General features: G+C 69.6%; 11 protein-coding genes and 1 tRNA gene. 7 read left to right on the top strand and 5 right to left on the bottom strand.

Annotation, left to right across the window (positions count from 1 at the left end; translation table 11 throughout):
- Positions 1 to 31 precede the first annotated feature (31 nt).
- Complete coding sequence (gene guaA, locus KIH31_RS00190; RefSeq protein WP_214425062.1) at positions 32 to 1,621, top strand: glutamine-hydrolyzing GMP synthase; 1,590 nt, start codon at positions 32 to 34, stop codon at positions 1,619 to 1,621.
- 114 nt (positions 1,622 to 1,735) lie between these two features.
- Positions 1,736 to 5,929 carry an AAA family ATPase gene (locus tag KIH31_RS00185; protein ID WP_214425061.1) on the top strand — a complete coding sequence of 1,398 codons (4,194 nt, stop codon included), beginning with the start codon at positions 1,736 to 1,738 and terminating at the stop codon, positions 5,927 to 5,929.
- An 11-nt stretch (positions 5,930 to 5,940) separates the two neighbouring features.
- Here the strand turns inward: KIH31_RS00185 and cpaB are convergent, their stop codons facing one another.
- The 3 genes from cpaB to KIH31_RS00170 form a co-directional block, all read right to left on the bottom strand.
- Positions 5,941 to 6,702, bottom strand: coding sequence for a Flp pilus assembly protein CpaB (gene cpaB / locus KIH31_RS00180; protein WP_250545322.1), 762 nt, complete (start codon positions 6,700 to 6,702; stop codon positions 5,941 to 5,943).
- Between the two features lie 91 nt (positions 6,703 to 6,793).
- Positions 6,794 to 7,081 carry an FmdB family zinc ribbon protein gene (locus KIH31_RS00175; protein ID WP_214425060.1) on the bottom strand — a complete coding sequence of 96 codons (288 nt, stop codon included), beginning with the start codon at positions 7,079 to 7,081 and terminating at the stop codon, positions 6,794 to 6,796.
- A gap of 81 nt (positions 7,082 to 7,162) precedes the next feature.
- The gene (locus tag KIH31_RS00170; RefSeq protein WP_214425059.1) at positions 7,163 to 7,780 is read right to left on the bottom strand and encodes a 5-formyltetrahydrofolate cyclo-ligase; all 618 of its coding nucleotides are present in this window, start codon (positions 7,778 to 7,780) and stop codon (positions 7,163 to 7,165) included.
- An 89-nt stretch (positions 7,781 to 7,869) separates the two neighbouring features.
- Between KIH31_RS00170 and galU the strand changes: the two genes are divergently transcribed.
- From galU to KIH31_RS00150, 4 genes are all read left to right on the top strand, one after another.
- The gene (gene galU, locus KIH31_RS00165) at positions 7,870 to 8,772 is read left to right on the top strand and encodes a UTP--glucose-1-phosphate uridylyltransferase GalU (protein ID WP_214425058.1); all 903 of its coding nucleotides are present in this window, start codon (positions 7,870 to 7,872) and stop codon (positions 8,770 to 8,772) included.
- Between the two features lie 6 nt (positions 8,773 to 8,778).
- Positions 8,779 to 9,393 carry a GNAT family N-acetyltransferase gene (locus tag KIH31_RS00160; RefSeq protein ID WP_214425057.1) on the top strand — a complete coding sequence of 205 codons (615 nt, stop codon included), beginning with the start codon at positions 8,779 to 8,781 and terminating at the stop codon, positions 9,391 to 9,393.
- Positions 9,394 to 9,469: 76 nt separating this feature from the next.
- Positions 9,470 to 10,432: a hypothetical protein gene (locus tag KIH31_RS00155; RefSeq protein WP_307857480.1), complete on the top strand. Its 963-nt coding sequence runs from the start codon at positions 9,470 to 9,472 to the stop codon at positions 10,430 to 10,432.
- 23 nt (positions 10,433 to 10,455) lie between these two features.
- Positions 10,456 to 11,247 (top strand): SDR family oxidoreductase, encoded by a 792-nt coding sequence (locus KIH31_RS00150; protein ID WP_214425056.1) that lies wholly within the window; start codon positions 10,456 to 10,458, stop codon positions 11,245 to 11,247.
- A 51-nt stretch (positions 11,248 to 11,298) separates the two neighbouring features.
- On the opposite strand, the gene KIH31_RS00145 is transcribed toward KIH31_RS00150, so the two are convergent.
- Positions 11,299 to 13,179: a hypothetical protein gene (locus KIH31_RS00145; protein ID WP_307857479.1), complete on the bottom strand. Its 1,881-nt coding sequence runs from the start codon at positions 13,177 to 13,179 to the stop codon at positions 11,299 to 11,301.
- 268 nt (positions 13,180 to 13,447) lie between these two features.
- On the opposite strand from KIH31_RS00145, the gene KIH31_RS00140 reads away from it, so the two are divergent.
- A tRNA-Ala gene (locus KIH31_RS00140) sits at positions 13,448 to 13,523 on the top strand.
- Between the two features lie 106 nt (positions 13,524 to 13,629).
- Here KIH31_RS00140 and KIH31_RS00135 read toward each other — a convergent pair.
- Positions 13,630 to 16,146, bottom strand: coding sequence for a hypothetical protein (locus KIH31_RS00135; RefSeq protein WP_214425055.1), 2,517 nt, complete (start codon positions 16,144 to 16,146; stop codon positions 13,630 to 13,632).
- Positions 16,147 to 16,255 lie beyond the last annotated feature (109 nt).

Here is a 16,255-nt window from a genome sequence, read left to right as displayed (position 1 = left end):
GGGCGGCGGGGCGGGAAAGTAGAATCGGACGGTGACTACTCCCGCTCCGCCGCAGACCTCCCACCGACCTGTTCTCGTCGTCGACTACGGCGCCCAGTACGCTCAGCTCATCGCCCGGCGCGTGCGCGAGGCCAACGTCTACTCCGAGATCGTCCCGCACACCTTCACCACCGAGCAGCTGCTGGCCAAAAACCCGGCAGCGATCATCCTCTCCGGCGGCCCCGCCAGCGTCTACGCCGAGGGTGCGCCCTTCGTCAGCCCCGACCTGTTCCAGGCAGGCATTCCCGTGTTCGGCATCTGCTACGGTTTCCAGGCCATGGCTGCCGCGCTGGGCGGCGACGTCGCCCGCACCGGGCTGCGCGAATACGGCGCCACGGACGCGACCATCAGCGGGGTTTCCCGCTCCATCCTGGCCGGCCTGCCGACGCTGCAGACCACCTGGATGAGCCACGGGGACAGCGTGCACAAGGCGCCCGAGGGCTTCGAAGTGCTGGCCAGCACCGCCGGCGCCCCGGTCGCCGCTTTCGCCGACGAATCCCGCAGGCTCTACGGCGTGCAGTGGCACCCGGAAGTCAAGCACTCGGCCTACGGCCAGAAGGTGCTGGAAAACTTCCTCTTCGAAGGAGCGGGCCTTGAGCCCAACTGGACCACCGGCAACGTCATCGAGGAGCAGGTCGAGCGGATCCGCGCCCAGGTCGGCGACGCACGGGTGATCTGCGGCCTCTCCGGCGGCGTGGACTCCGCCGTCGCCGCCGCGCTCGTCCAGCGGGCCGTGGGAGACCAGCTGACCTGCGTGTTCGTCGACCACGGACTGCTGCGCGAGGGCGAGGCCGAGCAGGTGGAGCGCGACTTCGTGGCCGCCACCGGCGTCAACCTCTACGTCGCCAAGGAAACCGAGCGGTTCCTGGGCGCCCTCGCCGGCGTCACCGACCCGGAAACCAAGCGCAAGATCATTGGCCGCGAATTCATCCGCGCCTTCGAGGAAGCCGAGCGCGCGCTGGTTGCCGAAGCCGGCGCCCACGGTGAGCAAATCCGGTTCCTCGTGCAGGGCACGCTGTACCCGGACGTCGTCGAGTCCGGCGGCGGCGAGGGCGCGGCGAACATCAAGAGCCACCACAACGTGGGCGGCCTGCCGGAGGACCTGCAGTTCGAACTGGTCGAACCGCTGCGCACCCTCTTCAAGGACGAGGTGCGTGCCGTCGGTGCCGAACTCGGACTGCCCCCGGAAATCGTGCTGCGGCAGCCCTTCCCCGGGCCGGGACTGGGCATCCGGATCATCGGCGCCGTGGACCACGAGCGGCTCGAGCTGCTGCGCAAGGCCGACGCCATCGCCCGCGCTGAGCTGACCGCCGCCGGCCTGGACGAGGAGGTCTGGCAGATGCCGGTCGTACTGCTCGCGGACGTGCGCAGCGTCGGCGTCCAGGGCGACGGCCGCACCTACGGGCACCCGATCGTGCTGCGGCCGGTGTCCAGCGAGGACGCCATGACCGCCGACTGGTCGCGCCTGCCCTACGACCTGCTGGCCAGGATTTCCAACAGGATCACCAACGAGGTCGACGGCGTCAACCGCGTTGTGCTTGATGTGACCAGCAAGCCGCCGGGAACCATCGAGTGGGAGTAAGCGGCACCCCGGGTGCCGGGCAAGGCCCGAAGGAGGCAGGGAAATCTGCCGAATTTGGGCCTTGTCAGTGTTGCGTGCCCTCCAGCGGGCATGCAGTCCGATAGCTTCAAAGATATGCCGGTATGGTCAAGATCGTCGCGAGCGAGCGCAGAGAAGAAGGCAGAAGTGTCACCAATCGACAGCCAGGATGACAGCTCCCCGGAGCTGCAGACATGGCTCTCGGGCCTTCCTGCGTTCTCCGGCCCGGATACCCTGCTGCACTTCACCAAGACGCCCGAGGGCAGCATCGACCTGACGCATGCCCACCCGTCGGGACTGGCCCAGCTGCTGACGGGCCGGCGGACCAGGCTGTCCACGCTGATCCGCGACCCCGGGCAGTACGCCGTCGCGCTGCGGGCGGCTCGCGCGCTGCGCGCCAAAATCTTCGAGCTGGGCTCGGACCGCGGCATCGACGCCGGCTACCTGTCCGCCGGGACGGCGACCTGGACCGCCGTCGTGCGCAACAAGCCGCGCCGCATCACCGGTCCGGTCATGCTCAGCGCACTGACGCTGACATCGCGGCCCGGCCAGGACGACTTCGAGCTGCAGCTGACGGAGCAAGCCCGGTTCAACCCGGCGCTGGAGCGGCATCTGAAGGCCGTCCACCGGATCGTTTTCGACGTCAACGCCGTCGTGCGCCTTGCCTACAGCACCGCCCGGTTCGACCCGGCACCCGTGCTGGAGCGGCTGCGGGCGCTCACCGCACCAATTGCCAGCGCGACCATTGAGCACAACCTGCTGGTCTCGACCTACGCGGACATCGCCGGCAACCTTGAGGATCCCTGGATCAACACCAACAGCGCCGTGATCAGCGACCTGGTGGCGGCCGCCTCCGGCGAGAGCAGGCCTGCGCCGGAAGCCCCGGACCCGCAGCGCTTCACCCCCGTGGACGAACGCGACCCCGCGGATGAGTTCCTGCTGCTCGACGCCGACGCGCCCCAGCAGTACGTGCTCGACGTCATCCGTTCGGGCGAGTCCGTGGTGGTCTCGGCTCCTCCCGGGACCGGCCAGACGCAGACCGCTGTCAACGCGATCGGGACGCTGGTGCAGGAGGGGCGCAGCGTCCTTGTGGTGGGGGAGCGCCGCAGTTCGCTGAACGAGCTCGCGCAGCAGTTCGACCAGCTGGGCCTGGAGTCCATGCTGTTCCAGGCCACCGGGCAGGTGGGGCCGCAGCAGATCAAGAACCTGCTGGTGCGCGCGATCGTGCGCAATGAAAAGTCCGCCGAACCGAAGCTGGAGAATCTGCACCGTACCCTGGTGCAGCACCGGCACCAGCTGCTGGACCACGTCGCGTCGCTGCACAACGTGCGCCAGCGCTGGGGCTGTTCGCCGTATGAGGCCATGCAGTCGCTCGCCGAGCTGACCTCGATCCACCCCGCGCCGTCGACGACCGTGCGGCTCAAGCGCAGCGTGCTGGACAGCATCAAGGACCGCCAGGAGCTGGCCGGCCGGCTGCAGCGCGCGGCCGAGCTGGGCAGCTTCTCCAAGGCCTCGACGACGAGCGCCTGGCACGGCGCCCGGCTGGTCACGCGCAAGGAAACCGAGGAGGCGCACGACCTCGCTGCCCGCCTGCGGGAAAAGCTTCCGCTGTTCCGCGACCGGATGGCGGAGGTGTCCGAGCACTCGGAGATCCGGCTCGGCCGGTCCTTTGCGGAGTGGGGCGAACAGCTGCGCCTGCTGGTCGCGGTCCGTGAAAGCCTGGACAAGTTCACGCCCGACATCTTCGACCGGCCGGTGGATGACCTGATCTCCGCGACGGCCAGTTCGGCGTGGCGGCGGGAACACCAGGTGGACATGGCGTCCATGCAGCGCTCCCGGCTGCGCCGCGTCGCCAAGGAGTACGTGCGCCCCGGCGTCCACATCGCCGACCTGCACCAGTCGCTGCGGCTGGTGCAGGAGCAGCGCAGCCGGTGGGCCGAGTTCTCCGTCAGCCAGCGCCATCCGGCGGTTCCGTCCGGACTCGCCGACCTGAGCCAGCAGCACCGCGAACTGGAACAGGACCTGCTCAAGCTCGGCGCCTGCCTGGAGCGCACCGCCGGGGGAGGCGAACTCCGCGGAGCCCCTTACGAGGACCTGATCGAGCGGCTGGGCCGGCTCGCCGCGGACCGGGCGACGCTCGAATCCCTGCCGGAGCGCACGCTGCTGATCGAGAACATGCGCGAGCACGGCCTGGGTGAACTGCTGGACGACCTGGCCGAGCGCGAGGTCGGTGCTGACGAGGTTGCCGCCGAGCTGGACCTTGCCTGGTGGCAGTCCGCGCTGGAGGCGATGATCAGCGGTGACGACTATCTGGCCATGTCCGACGGCGAGAGCCTGCGCCAGCTGGAGGCCGAGTACCGTCTGGCGGACAACGCCCACGTGGCCAGCGGCGCCCAGCGGCTGCGCTGGAGCCTGGCCAGCCGCTGGCGGACAGGCATCGAGAACCGGAGCCGGCAGGCCGAACTGCTGCGCAACCTGCTCAAGGACGGCCGGGTGAGCCTCGCCGCCCTGAGTGCGCAGGCGCCCGACCTGACGCCCCTGCTCGTCCCGGTGTGGACTGTCAGCCCGCTGATGCTGCCTTCCGTCCTTCCCGCCGAGCAGCACTTCGACGCCGTCGTCATCCTTGACGCCGGAGCCGCCAGCCTGCAGTCCGTTCTCCCCGCCATCGGCCGCGCCCGGCAGGTCATCGCGTTCGGGGACGATCAGGTCGGCGTGCCGCGCAGCTTCACGGTCGGAGTGGAACGCCTGGCCGCCGGGGATGAACAGCACCACCCGATCGAGAGCGCCTTCACAGCCCTGTCCAGGGTGCTGCCGCAGTGCCGCCTCTCGGTCTGCTACCGCAGCGTCGACGAGGATCTGACGCTTCAGCTGAGCAAGAACTACTACGGCGGCGCGCTGCAGCGGCTGCCGGAGGGCACGGCAGTCACCGGGCTGGACAGGTCGCTGGTTGTCGAGCACCTCGCGGAGGGGACCGGACTGCCGGTCGCTGGGCAGGAAGCGGTCGAATCCGTCGTGGCCGAGGTGAACCGTGTGGTGGACCTCGTGTTCGAGCACGCCCGCGTGCACCCGCTTGAGTCGCTGGCCGTGATCACCGCCAGCGTCCGGCACGCGGCGCGGGTCGCCGAAGCGATCCGGCTGCAGATGCCCAACCACCCGCTGCTCGCCGACTTCTTCCGTCCGGGCAGCGAGTCCTTCCGCGTGGTCGACATCGACCGGGCGGGCGGCATGGTGCGGGACCGGATCATTTTCTCGCTCGGATTCGGGCGCACCCCGCACGGCCGCGCCGTGCACAGCTTCGGGCCGCTGTCGGCCGAGGGCGGGCGCCAGCGGTTCGCGCTGGCGATGACCCGGGCGAGGTCCTTCCTGTACATCGTCTCCTGCTTCCAGCCCGACGACCTCGATGAGGCACGCCTGACGAACGGCGCCAAGGAGTTCTATGAGCTCCTCGACCGCGAGCTGGCAGGGCACTCCCGGCTGGGAAGCCCCGCCTCGCGCGCCGCCGCCAGCGAGCAGTTGCTCGGCGAAGATCCCTTGGTCGCCGACCTGGGTGAGCGGCTCCGCGTGCGCGGGGCCCGGGTCTGGCACCACTATGACGGCGCGCTGGATATGGTGGCTGCTGCGGATCCCATCTTCACCATCGGCAAGGACGACGCCGAGGTCCCGACGCCGGTGGCCATCGAATCCGACGGGACGGCCAAGTACCGGATGATGAGCGTGCGCGAACGCAGCAAGGCGCGCCCGCAGCTGCTTGAGCGGATGGGCTGGCGCTACCTGCCCCTGTGGACGATCGAGGTGTTCACCGACCCGTCGTCGTGTGCTGACAGGATCGGTGCCTACCTGGGCCTCGAGGGCTCGGCGGGCCGTCCGCGGCAGCCCGAGCCGGCGGACGCGGGCTTCTTCGACGCCCCCACTGCCGCCTTCGACTTTGGTGCCGAGGAGGCAGCAGCGGAACCGGCCGACGAGGCAGCCGGTGAGGTGGCCGGTGAGGCACCCGCGGGAATGCCAGGCCAGGGCCGCCACCGCGAGGAGGAGCCCGGCACGGCGGCAGTCCGCAACGGGGCCGGCGAGGGTTTTGACGGACAGGACTCGCAGGAGCAAGCAGAGATGAATCAGCAGGACCGGCAGACCGACAGCGACCGGGACGAGGCGCGGTCCGCGACCGCTGCGTCGAAGGAGGGACTGCTGCCGAAGTTCGCCGCTAAGGACGACCCGCGGGCCTGGGGCGACCGGGAGGATGAACGGGGCCACGACGCGTGGCTGCGGGAACAACGCCCCCCGCACTGGGGCTGAGCACGCCCGTTTCATCGGTCGTTTCCGGGTTCCGCGGCGCTCACCAGGACCAGCGCCACCTTCCCGCGGCTCTGGGCCCCGGCGAGTCGCACCGACTGGCCCTCGGAGGCGGCCACGACGACGAGGCCGTCGGCGTCGCTCGAGTTCGGCCACGCTGATTTCTGCTGGCCCGGCGGGGAAGTCCAGAGGACGGCGACGCTGGAGGCGAGGACCTCCGAACGGGCTGGGCCGCCGGTCCCGTCTGCTGAACTGAGGATCACGTTGACCCGTTGCCCGGGGCGAACCAGCGGCACGGACGCCGGGTCCGCCAGGCGCAGCGGGACCGCCACCGTCCCCGGCGGCGAACCGGTGAGCAGGCCGGGGCCGACAAGGGCCGTGTCGGAGAGAATCTGCCCGCGGCGCAGCGGGCCGGCGAGCTGTTTGCCCGTGAGCGCGGACGTGGCAGAGAAATGGGATGCCGGCAGCGAGGCGGTAGCCATCTGCCCGAGCATGAGGGCTGACGGGTCCAGAACCGTTCCGGGTGCCAGATCGCGCGCGGCGACCACTACGCGCTCAAGGGCGGGCGGTGACGGAACAAGGGCATCGACTGCGGTGCCGGCGGCCGCGCAGAACAGCAGGACGGCTATCAGCCGGCGATGCCGGAGCAGCCACCGTACCGCTGCGGGGCGCCTGCGCAGCGGTTGACCGAAGGTACCTGCGGTCCCGCCGGTACCGTTCATTCCGCCGGCAGAGGACCGCAGCCCGGCCTGGTGCCGTCGCCAAGGGAAAACCATGACGCAACGCTAGGGCTACCGTGCACGGCGCCGCGCGCCGTCGTCGGGCTATGTGGGCGGAGTGCTCCGCCGGGTGTTTGTGGAGGGAGCTTTACGCGGCCGGGCTGCTGCCGGTCGAGGAGGCTGCCGGTGCGGCCGCAGCCGCTGCAGGCGCATCCGACTTTGCTGCCGGCTTGGACGCCAGCGTGCTCGAACCCTTGGCGTCGCGTGAGTCGGTGCGGTAGAAGCCTGAACCCTTGAAGACGACGCCGACGCTGTTGAACTTCTTGCGCAACGTGCCCTCGCACTCGGGGCAGACCGTCAAAGAACTGTCGCTGAACGACTGCTGGATGTCGAAGGCGTGGCCGCAGTCCTTGCAGGCATATGCGTAGGTAGGCACCTGGTTTCCTCCCGTAGAACACACAACAGGGCCGGAACGGTGTCGGCGGGCGCTGGCACTCTCTAGCCCTGAGTGCTAATTCTACACCCTTTGCGGTGCTGCTTCCTGCCAGCCCGACGGGGTGATCCACCCGTCCACCGGCATGTCCAGCACGGTGGTCTCGAAGCTGCCCGCCGGCAGCACTTCCTCCGCGTATACGACCGCCGCTGTGGCCGGACGGCGGCCGAGCCCGGCGAGTGCCCCAAGGAAGCGGTCGTAGTAGCCTCCGCCCTGGCCAAGCCGGTTGCCGTGCACATCCACGGCAAGGGCCGGAACGAGCACGCCGAGGACTGTATCCATCACGTCCAGCCCGTGGCGGGCGCCAACGGGTTCCAGCACCGGCGCCAACGGACTGCGGCGCAGCTCGGTTCCAGGGCGCCAGTGCACCCAGCTCAACCCGTACCCCGGTTCGCATACCGGCAGCAGCACCGGGTGCCCGGCGGCATGCAAAGCGACCAGCAGGGCGTCGGTGGGCGGCTCCAAGGGACCGGAGGCGAACGCGGCAATGGCGGCGTCGGGCGAGGCGGAAGCGGCCGAAAGCCGGCCCGCCCACTGTGCGGCCTGCACAGCCAGCCCGCGCGCCGAGGCCTCCCGGTTTTCGGCCGAGAGGGCGGCCCGGCGTGCGCGGGCGAGAGGGCGTGCCCGGGCCTTCAGATGCATGGCTGTTCCTTTAGTCCACAAGGGCTCCTGCGCCCGGATTGGCACCGCCAACTTCGTGGAAAGCGGCGCTTCTCGGATAGCCTATTCCCATGACCTCAGCGCATAAAGTACGCAAAGCCGTGATTCCGGCCGCCGGGCTTGGCACCCGGTTCCTGCCGGCGACCAAAGCCATGCCGAAGGAAATGCTTCCGGTGGTGGACAAGCCGGCCATCCAGTATGTGGTGCAGGAAGCCGTCAGCGTGGGTCTGACCGACATCCTCATGGTGACGGGCCGCAGCAAGCGCGCGCTGGAGGACCACTTCGACCGGGTGCCGTCGCTGGAAGCGACCCTTGAGGACAAGGGCGACACCGCCAAGCTGAAGGCCGTGCAGGCCGCCACCGACCTGGGTGACATCCACTACGTCCGCCAGGGCGACCCGAAGGGGCTCGGCCACGCGGTGCTGCGGGCCAAGCAGCATGTGGGCGAGGAGCCGTTCGCAGTCCTGCTCGGCGATGACCTGATCGACGATCGCGACCAGCTCCTGAGCGTCATGATTGATGTGCAGGCCAAGACGTCCGGTTCCGTGATCGCGTTGATCGAGGTGGAACCGTCCCAGATCAGCGCCTACGGCTGCGCCGACATCGAGGAAGTCGAGGGCGAAGACTACGTCCGCGTCCGCAAGCTGGTGGAAAAGCCGTCGCCGGAGGAAGCCCCTTCGAACCTTGCCGTGATCGGCCGGTACGTGCTGCACCACTCCGTATTCGACGTGCTCGAGGAAACCGAGCCCGGCCGCGGCGGGGAAATCCAGCTGACCGATGCGCTCCAGACCCTGGCCGCAGCCGAGGGGGAAGGCAGCGGCGTCTACGGCGTCGTCTTCCGCGGACGCCGGTATGACACCGGAGACAAGCTCAGCTACCTGAAGGCCGTCGTGCAGCTGGCCTGCGCCAGCGAGGACCTGGGCCCGGACCTGCGCAAGTGGCTCACCTCGTTCGCCGCAGAGCTGGACAGCTAAGCCGCCGTGTGGGGGTCGGCCATCTGGCCGGTGACGCTGACCTGCGGTGACCTGGTCCTGCGGCCGATCAGGCACAGCGACCGGCGGGAATGGAACGACGTCAGGCGCCGCAACGCGGAGTGGCTGGCCCCGTGGGAGGCCAGCAGCCCCGAGCCCGGCGGCACCCTGCCCACCTTCGATGAGATGGTCCGCTCGCTGAACAGGCAGGCCCGCGCGAACACCGCGCTGCCGTTCATCATCACCGAGTCCGACCCGCGCCGCCGTCAGCCGCCCCTCGTGGGGCAGCTGACGGTTTCGTCGATCGTGTGGGGCTCGGCGATGATGGCGACCCTCGGGTACTGGGTGGACAGGGACCGCGCCGGCCGGGGGATCGCCCCGACGGCGGTTGCCATGGCCACGGACCACTGCTTCCAGGTGCTGGGCCTGCACCGCATGGAAATCAACATCCGGCCGGAGAACGGCCCGAGCCTGCGGGTGGTGGAAAAACTTGGCTTCCGGGATGAGGGGTACCGCCCCCGTTACCTCCACATCAACGGGGCCTGGGCGGACCACCGCAGCTTTGCCCTGACCGCCGAGGAAGTCCCGGAGGGCCTGCTCAACCGCTGGCTGGCGTCGCGCTGACTTTCGCTGCGGCGCGCCGGCGACACACCTTGACGAATGCGCCGGGAGTGCCGGTTTAGCTTCTACGGTTTTGAGTGTGGACTTTCCCCTGAGCAGCTCAATGATCCTGGTGGTCGCGGTGGCCCTGTGGCTGTTCTGGGTGGCGCCGTACATGATGCGCCAGCGCGGGGCGCAGTTGGGGCACCAGGGGGCCGGTGTCGAGCCGGCTTCAGCGCACACACGATCGACCGTCAAGACCAGCGAAGGTGTTCTGTTGATGAAGGCTTCGTCCTCCCCTGAAAGCCTCGCGCCCGCCCGCACGACGCCGGGCGGAGGCGCATCCGCCGCCCGTCCGGTGCCCGGACGCCTCCAGATCCGCTACGGCCGGCTGGGCCTTGCCGCCGTCGGCCTGCTAGCCCTGCTGACCGCCGTCATCGGAGGGGCGCTCAGCGCCGCCGCGCTGGTTCCGGCAGGGGTGCCGGCGGTGGCTGCGATGGCCGGTTTCGGCGCGATTGCGGTTCTGCGCACCCTCGCCGTCCGGGACCGCAAGGCGAAGGCAGCCGCCCGGGCGGCAGCCCGCCGCAGCACCGCAAGCCTCCGCCCATCACAGGGCCCCGCGCAGCCGCGCCGCGGGGAGGGAACGACGGCGCCGCGCCCGCAGGCCCAGGTATTCGACGCCGAGGCTGCCGCACCGAAGCGCTCCACGTTGAGCGCCATCGAGCTTCGCCAGGCCGCCCTGGCCGTCGCCGCCGAAGCCGGCGACACGGCCGCTGCCGCCGCGCAGGAAGCTGCAGCCCGGGAAGCTGCCGCCCAGGAGACCTGGGAGCCGGTCCAGGTGCCCAAGCCCACCTACGTCGGGTCCGCCAAGGCGGAGCGCCCCGAGCCTGCTCCGCTGGCCATGCCCGAGCCGCCCAAGCCCAGCGCCAAGACCTCCATCAAGCAGACCGCTCCCCAGAAGGCCCAGCCCGAGCCGGCCGCCAAGTCCCCGGCTCCGGCAGCGTCCAAAGGCGCCAGCGCGCTGAGCAATCTCGACGACGTGCTGCAGCGCCGCCGCGCCTGAGAAGGTCCCGCTAGACTCCTGCCATGATCAGCATCGCCGTGGCAGGCGGCACCGGTCTCGCCGGGAGCGCCGTCGTCCGCGAATGCCTCCGCCGAGGACTTGAAACCCGGGTGCTCAGCCGGCACTCGCCGGGCGCGGAAACCCCCGCGTACGTGGAAGGCGCCAGCTACGTCCAGGTCGACATCCTCAGCGGTCACGGGCTCGAGGACGCCCTCGTCGGGGCCGACGTCGTGATTGACACCCTCAACGGACAAAGCCGCGCCGCGCGTGCAGTGCTGACCCTCGGCGCGGGGAACCTGCTGCGCGCCGCGGCAGCTGCGGGCGTCCGGCGGGCCACGTTGCTCTCCATCGTGAACGTGGACCGTTCAGCTTTCTCCTACTACCGCGCCAAGGCCGAGCAGGAGACGGCGTACGCCGGGTCGGCGCTGGAATCCGTCACCGTCCGCTCCACCCAGTTCCACGACCTGGTGGCGGGCATGTTCGCGTCCGGCCGGCGGCTGGGCATTGTCCCTGTGTTCAGGGGCACGTCCTTCCAAAGCATCTCGACGGCGGATGTCGCGCGCCTGCTCGTGGACGCCGCCACCGGTCCGGTCCAAGGCACCCACAGCGGCTTCGCGGTGGGAGGTCCCAAGGTTCAAAGCATGCGCGAACTTGCCAACGAGTGGCGCGCGGCCACGGGTTCCGCCGGCCGGGTTGTGGAGATGCCCTTGCCCGGGGCCTTCGGCCGGTTCCTCCGGGAGGGCCTGAACCTGGTGCCGGAGGCGGCGGCTGGACGAGAGACCTTCAGCGAGTGGCTGCGGCGGGTCAGGCCTTGAGGGGCTGACGGGGCCGGCCCGGCGTGATCCGGGCCGGCCCTGGGTTCCGTCCTACGGCGTCGGAAGGACGGAGTCCGTCGCCGTCGCGGTCGGCGTCGCCGTCGGCGCCGGACCGCTCGTGGCCGTGTCCGTCGGGGTCGGCTGTGCGGTGTCCGACGGAGTTGGTGTCGCCGTCGCCGTTGGAACCGGTGTCGGCGAGGGCGATGGGGTTGGCGCGGGCGCCGGCGCCGGGGCCGGGTAGGTCACCGTGACCACTCCCGCCGAGGACAAGGAGATCCTTCCGCCTTGGAAGTCCTGGGCGAATCCGCCGGCGGTCGTGTACAGGTCTGACGTCGGGTAGCCGAGCTTGCCGTTCTCCCAGCCGCCGGCGGCCCAGGCGGTACGGATCGGTCCGTAGGTGATGTGGGCCCCGGTGGCGGCGGACCAGTGAATGGAGCCGCCTTGGAAGGATTGGTAGGCTCCGCCGGTCCTGGTGGGAGCGGGATCCGTGGTCGGGTAGCCGAGGAGGCTGCTGACCGCGCCGGCCGCCGCGTACTTCGCTCCGATCGCACCGGTCAGGTAGTGCACGCCGGTGGCGGCGGACCAGGTCAGGCGGCCACCTTGGAAGAGCTGGTAGGAACCGCCGTCGCGCTGGTTGCGGACCTCGTCGCCGACCGGGAACCCGAGCGGGCTGGCCGGGCCGCCCAGGGCAGCGTAGGCCGGGCCGAAGCCGCCGGTGAGCAGGTGCGCCCCCGTGGCGGGGGACCAGATGATCCTGCCGCCCTGGTAGTTCTGCTCGCGGCCGCCTCCCGACGTCGCATATTCGTCCGACGTCGGGTATCCGAGGGATCCGTCTTCGTAGCCTGCGGCCCCGTAGGTGCCGCGGATGGCTCCTCGGGTCATGTGCGCACCCGCTGCCGGGGACCACGTGACCACGCCGCCTTGGAAGGTCTGGTAGGCGCCGCCCGCACGGAGTCCGCGCACCTCGTCTCCCGTCGGGTAAAGGAGAGGCCCGTTCTGTGCCCCGGTACTGGACCACTCGGACCGGATGCCGCCGCCGAGCAGGTGCAGACCCGTCCCGGGGGCCCACGTCACCGTTCCGCCTTGGAACGTCTGGAACGCCCCGCCGCCGCGCAGGTTGCCGTACTCGTTGGTCAGCGGCTGGCCGAGGAAGCCCAGCTGACCGCCGGTGCCGAGATAGTAGTTGTGGATCGCACCATTCAGGACTGAGCTGCGGGGGGAGAAGACGTCGTCAACCGCGCCCATGATGATTCTGTCCCCGGGAGTGGCCTCGCGCAGGTAGCGGGTCACCATGTCCGGCGGGATCGCCACGCAGCCGGCGGTGGGCACTGTGTTGGAATGCAGGAAGATCGCGAAGCCGGCGTCCTGCACGACGCGCTGGCCCGGTTCGCGGTTGTAGTTGATCACCACGCCCTGCTGGTAGTCGCGGGTGAGGCGGTTCGCGAAGTACCACATGTTCTCGTCGGGGAAGTCTGCCAGGTAGGAGTTCTGCTCAAAATACTGGTTGTAGTTGGCGGTCCACGGGTGGCCGCCCCACCGGGACCCGGGGTTCAGTGTGTGGTACTTCAGACGGGTGCCCGGGTTTCCCAGACCGAATCCCTCCGTGACGGAGAAGGACCCAGTCGGGGAAAACTCGTAGATGGTGGGACCGCTGGCGACGCCGGGCGCAACGAAGCCGCTCTGGCCGACAGTCCCGTTCACCTGCCATTCCTGCACGTACCGGGAGCCTGACTTCACGCAGGTGGTGACCACGGCGTGGTAGGTCTGGCGGATGGGCGTGGTGGCGAAGGTGACCCGCTGGGCTCCGTAGGTGGGGTACTTGACCTGCCCGTTCGAGAGCTGCTCGCACGGGTTGAAGACCTGGGCGGACGCCTCTGCCGCGGGTGTTGCCGCCAGGAGCGAACCCGCGAGCAGCGCGATCGTCGTTGCCACGACGGGCAAGGTCTTTGTGGTGGGCAGGAGAGACCTGCGTCGGATGGACACTGCGAGACCCCAATATCTGCAGCGTCAGGCGCTGCCGTCAGAACCGGTGTGATGTCGGGATCTACCCGGCTAAGACAGCTGTCCCTGTGCTCCGCCTGTATTGCTTCCCCCGCACAACAATATAGAGCAGAAGCGCCGCCGTTGCCGCCAAGCGGGCGGGCGGCCGGGCACGTCGTTTTTGCAGGACGCCGCAGGGGTAGTAGCCTAAATACCGCAAGGGGCTATGGCGCAGTTGGTAGCGCGCTTCGTTCGCATCGAAGAGGTCAGGGGTTCGAATCCCCTTAGCTCCACCAACGTAATAGCCGGATACAGAAGAACACCGCGGTCTTTGGACCGGGGTGTTCTTCTGTATCCGGGAGGATTTTGTGGCGGGGGCGTCGCTGCACCGCCCCGCGGGGCTTATTGAAGGTGTACCTGCACGCCGTACTGGTAGCTGTAGTCGATGTACCCGCCCTGGTAGGTCTGCCGGACGCCGCCGCTGATGGCGTACTCATCCGACGTCGGGTAGCCGAGCCGGCCGTTCTCATACCCGAGGCGTCCCCATGCGGTGCGGATCCCGCCGGTGGACATGTGGGCGCCGGTGGCCGGGGCCCAGTAGATGGCCCCGCCTTGGTAGGTCTGGTAGACGCCGCCGTCGATGAGCCCGCTGTTCTCGTCGGAGGTCGGGTAGCCCATTTTGCCGTGCTCGTAGCCGAGGCGTCCCCATTCGGTGCGGATGCCGCCGGTGGACATGTGGGCGCCGGTGGCCGGGGTCCAGTAGATGGCTCCGCCTTGGTAGGTCTGGTAGACGCCGCCGTTGGCAAGGCCGCCGATTTCGTCCGACGTGGGGTAGCCCATCTTGCCATCCTGCGCTCCGAACTTCAGCCATACGCTGCGGATGCCGCCGGTGGACATGTGGGCGCCGGTGGCCGGGGTCCAGTAGATGGCTCCGCCTTGGTAGGTCTGGTAGACGCCGCCGTTGGCAAGGCCGCCGATTTCGTCCGAGGTGGGGTAGCCCATCTTCCCGTTCTGGGCACCGAATTTGTTCCAGACGGTGCTGATGCCGCCCTTGACGATGTGGGCGCCGGTAGCCGGGGAGAAGACGATCTCCCCGCCTTGGAACTGCTGCGACGAACCGCCGCCGACGAGGCCGGTCACGGCGTCCGCGGTCGGGTAGCCCAGTGCGCCGGCGTCGGCGCCCGCGGCCTTCCATTTGTCAAGGATGGGCGAGCTGTTCAGGAGCATGTGGGCCCCGCTCGCGGAGGACTGGTAGATCACCCCGTTGTCGAACTGCTGGTACGAGCCGCCGGTGCCCAGGGCGGCTTCGGCGCTGGTCGGGTTGCCGAGCGGGCCGGACGCGCCGCCGGTGGCGTTCCACTCGGCCGCGATGGAGCCGGACACCTGCGGGGCCGCGGTCGAGAGCGTCCCGTTCTGGAACTGCTGGCTGACCGTGCCGGAGGAATCGGTGGACGGACCGGTGACCGGGTAGCCGTACCGGCCGGTGGCGCCGCCGTAGGTCTTCCACACGGCCTCAATCTGCGGGTCCACCGGGACCGCACCAGTCGCCGCGGACCAGTAGGCATGGCCGCCGGTGAAGGGTTGGGAACAGCCCCCGTCCCCGCCGCAGGTGACCGCCCCAGTGGATGCGCCCAGCCAGGCGTTCGCGGTGGCGTTCTGCATGGTGGAGAAGACGGTCTTCAGATCGGTGACGGCGGCGAGGCCGTTCGGGGTGCCCATGCCCGTCGGACCGTCGTACCCGGTGGTGCCTGAACAGAGGTACGCGGGCGAGCAGCTGCCGGTGGAGCCGGTGGTCACGTCATTGAGCGCGGTAGGGACGGCGTAGGCGTAGCTGGCCGGGTCGGTGCCGTTGGTCGGGGTCCCGGCGAGTGCGGAGAGGCCGGCGATGAACGGGGCGGACGCACTGGTGCCGCCCATGACGAGCCAGCCGCTGGTCCCGTAGCTGTCCGGTGTGCTGTCGTAGATGGCCAGGCCGGTGTTAGGGTCCGCGACGGCGGAAATATCGGTCACGGTCCTGGTGGCGCAGCCGGTGTCGGTCTGCCAGGCCGGTTTCGTCTCGTACGCCGAACAGCCGCTGCCGGTGCCGAAATTGCTGCCGGCGGCACCCCACACGGATTCGGACCAGCCGCGGCCGGAACTGGTGCGGCTCAGGCTCGTCCCTCCGACGGCGGTGACGGCTGGCACGGCGGCGGGGTACTGCACCCCGTAGCCATTGTCGCCGGCAGCGGCCGTGACAGTCACGCCGGGGTGGGTGTAGTAGGAGTCGTAGCCGCTGATGCCGGACTGCTCCGCACCTCCGTAGCTGTTGTTGACGGCGACGGCACCCATGCTGACAGCGGTGTTGACGGACGGCCCCAGGTCGCTGAGGTAGTCGGAATTCGCTTCGACGACGAGGATGTGGCAGGCGGGGCAGGCGGCGGATACCATGTCCACGTCCAAGGAGGCTTCCTGCGCCCATCCGGAGTTCACTGCCGGCAGCGGGGCGGCCGCGCCGGTCTGGTTCACTTTTTGGAAGCACCCAGTCGCGCTCGTGCAGGCCGGCAGCCCGTACTTGGCCCGGTAGGTGCCCAGGTCCGCCTCGAGTGTCGGGGCGTCGAAGGCGACGACGACGGCGACCGTGCGGGGCACGGCCATGGTCAGGGACGGAACGTTGTAGGCGGAGCGAAGGTCGGCCGGTCCGAATCCGGCCGGCAATCCGGTCGTTGTGAACGGCTGCGCACCAATGTTCCGGTTCAAGATGGCCGTGCAGGCCATCTGGCCGTGGTGGCTGGCTGAGCAGACGTCGTGCAGGCCGGTGCCTGTCGTCTCCGGGACTGCGCCGGAGGAAGCCGGCGCCGATGCCAGTCCGAAGACGAGCAGGGCGAGTGTGACGGTGGTGGTTTGCAGGCCTCTGAGCAGGCGTGCGGCGGCTGTATTCACAGAGTTCCCCCGGAGACGGTTATCGGTCCGCCCAGCACGGCACCGATCAGGGTTGGCGCCACCGCTGACGGTGGCCCCGACAATAGGGTACGCTCGCGAAGCGAAGCGC

The sequence above is a fragment of the Paenarthrobacter sp. DKR-5 genome (assembly GCF_018531425.1).
In the GTDB taxonomy this organism is placed as follows: Bacteria; Actinomycetota; Actinomycetes; order Actinomycetales; family Micrococcaceae; genus DKR-5.
This window is presented reverse-complemented; position numbering and strand designations above follow the sequence as displayed.

Excerpts from the sequence above, each read along its gene's own strand:
- KIH31_RS00150 (WP_214425056.1), top strand. The coding sequence starts at position 10,456 with ATGATCAGCATCGCCGTGGCAGGCGGCACCGGTCTCGCCGGGAGCGCC.
- KIH31_RS00170 (WP_214425059.1), bottom strand. The coding sequence starts at position 7,780 with ATGCATCTGAAGGCCCGGGCACGCCCTCTCGCCCGCGCACGCCGGGCC.
- KIH31_RS00185 (WP_214425061.1), top strand. The coding sequence starts at position 1,736 with ATGCCGGTATGGTCAAGATCGTCGCGAGCGAGCGCAGAGAAGAAGGCA.
- galU (WP_214425058.1), top strand. The coding sequence starts at position 7,870 with ATGACCTCAGCGCATAAAGTACGCAAAGCCGTGATTCCGGCCGCCGGG.
- cpaB (WP_250545322.1), bottom strand. The coding sequence starts at position 6,702 with ATGGTTTTCCCTTGGCGACGGCACCAGGCCGGGCTGCGGTCCTCTGCC.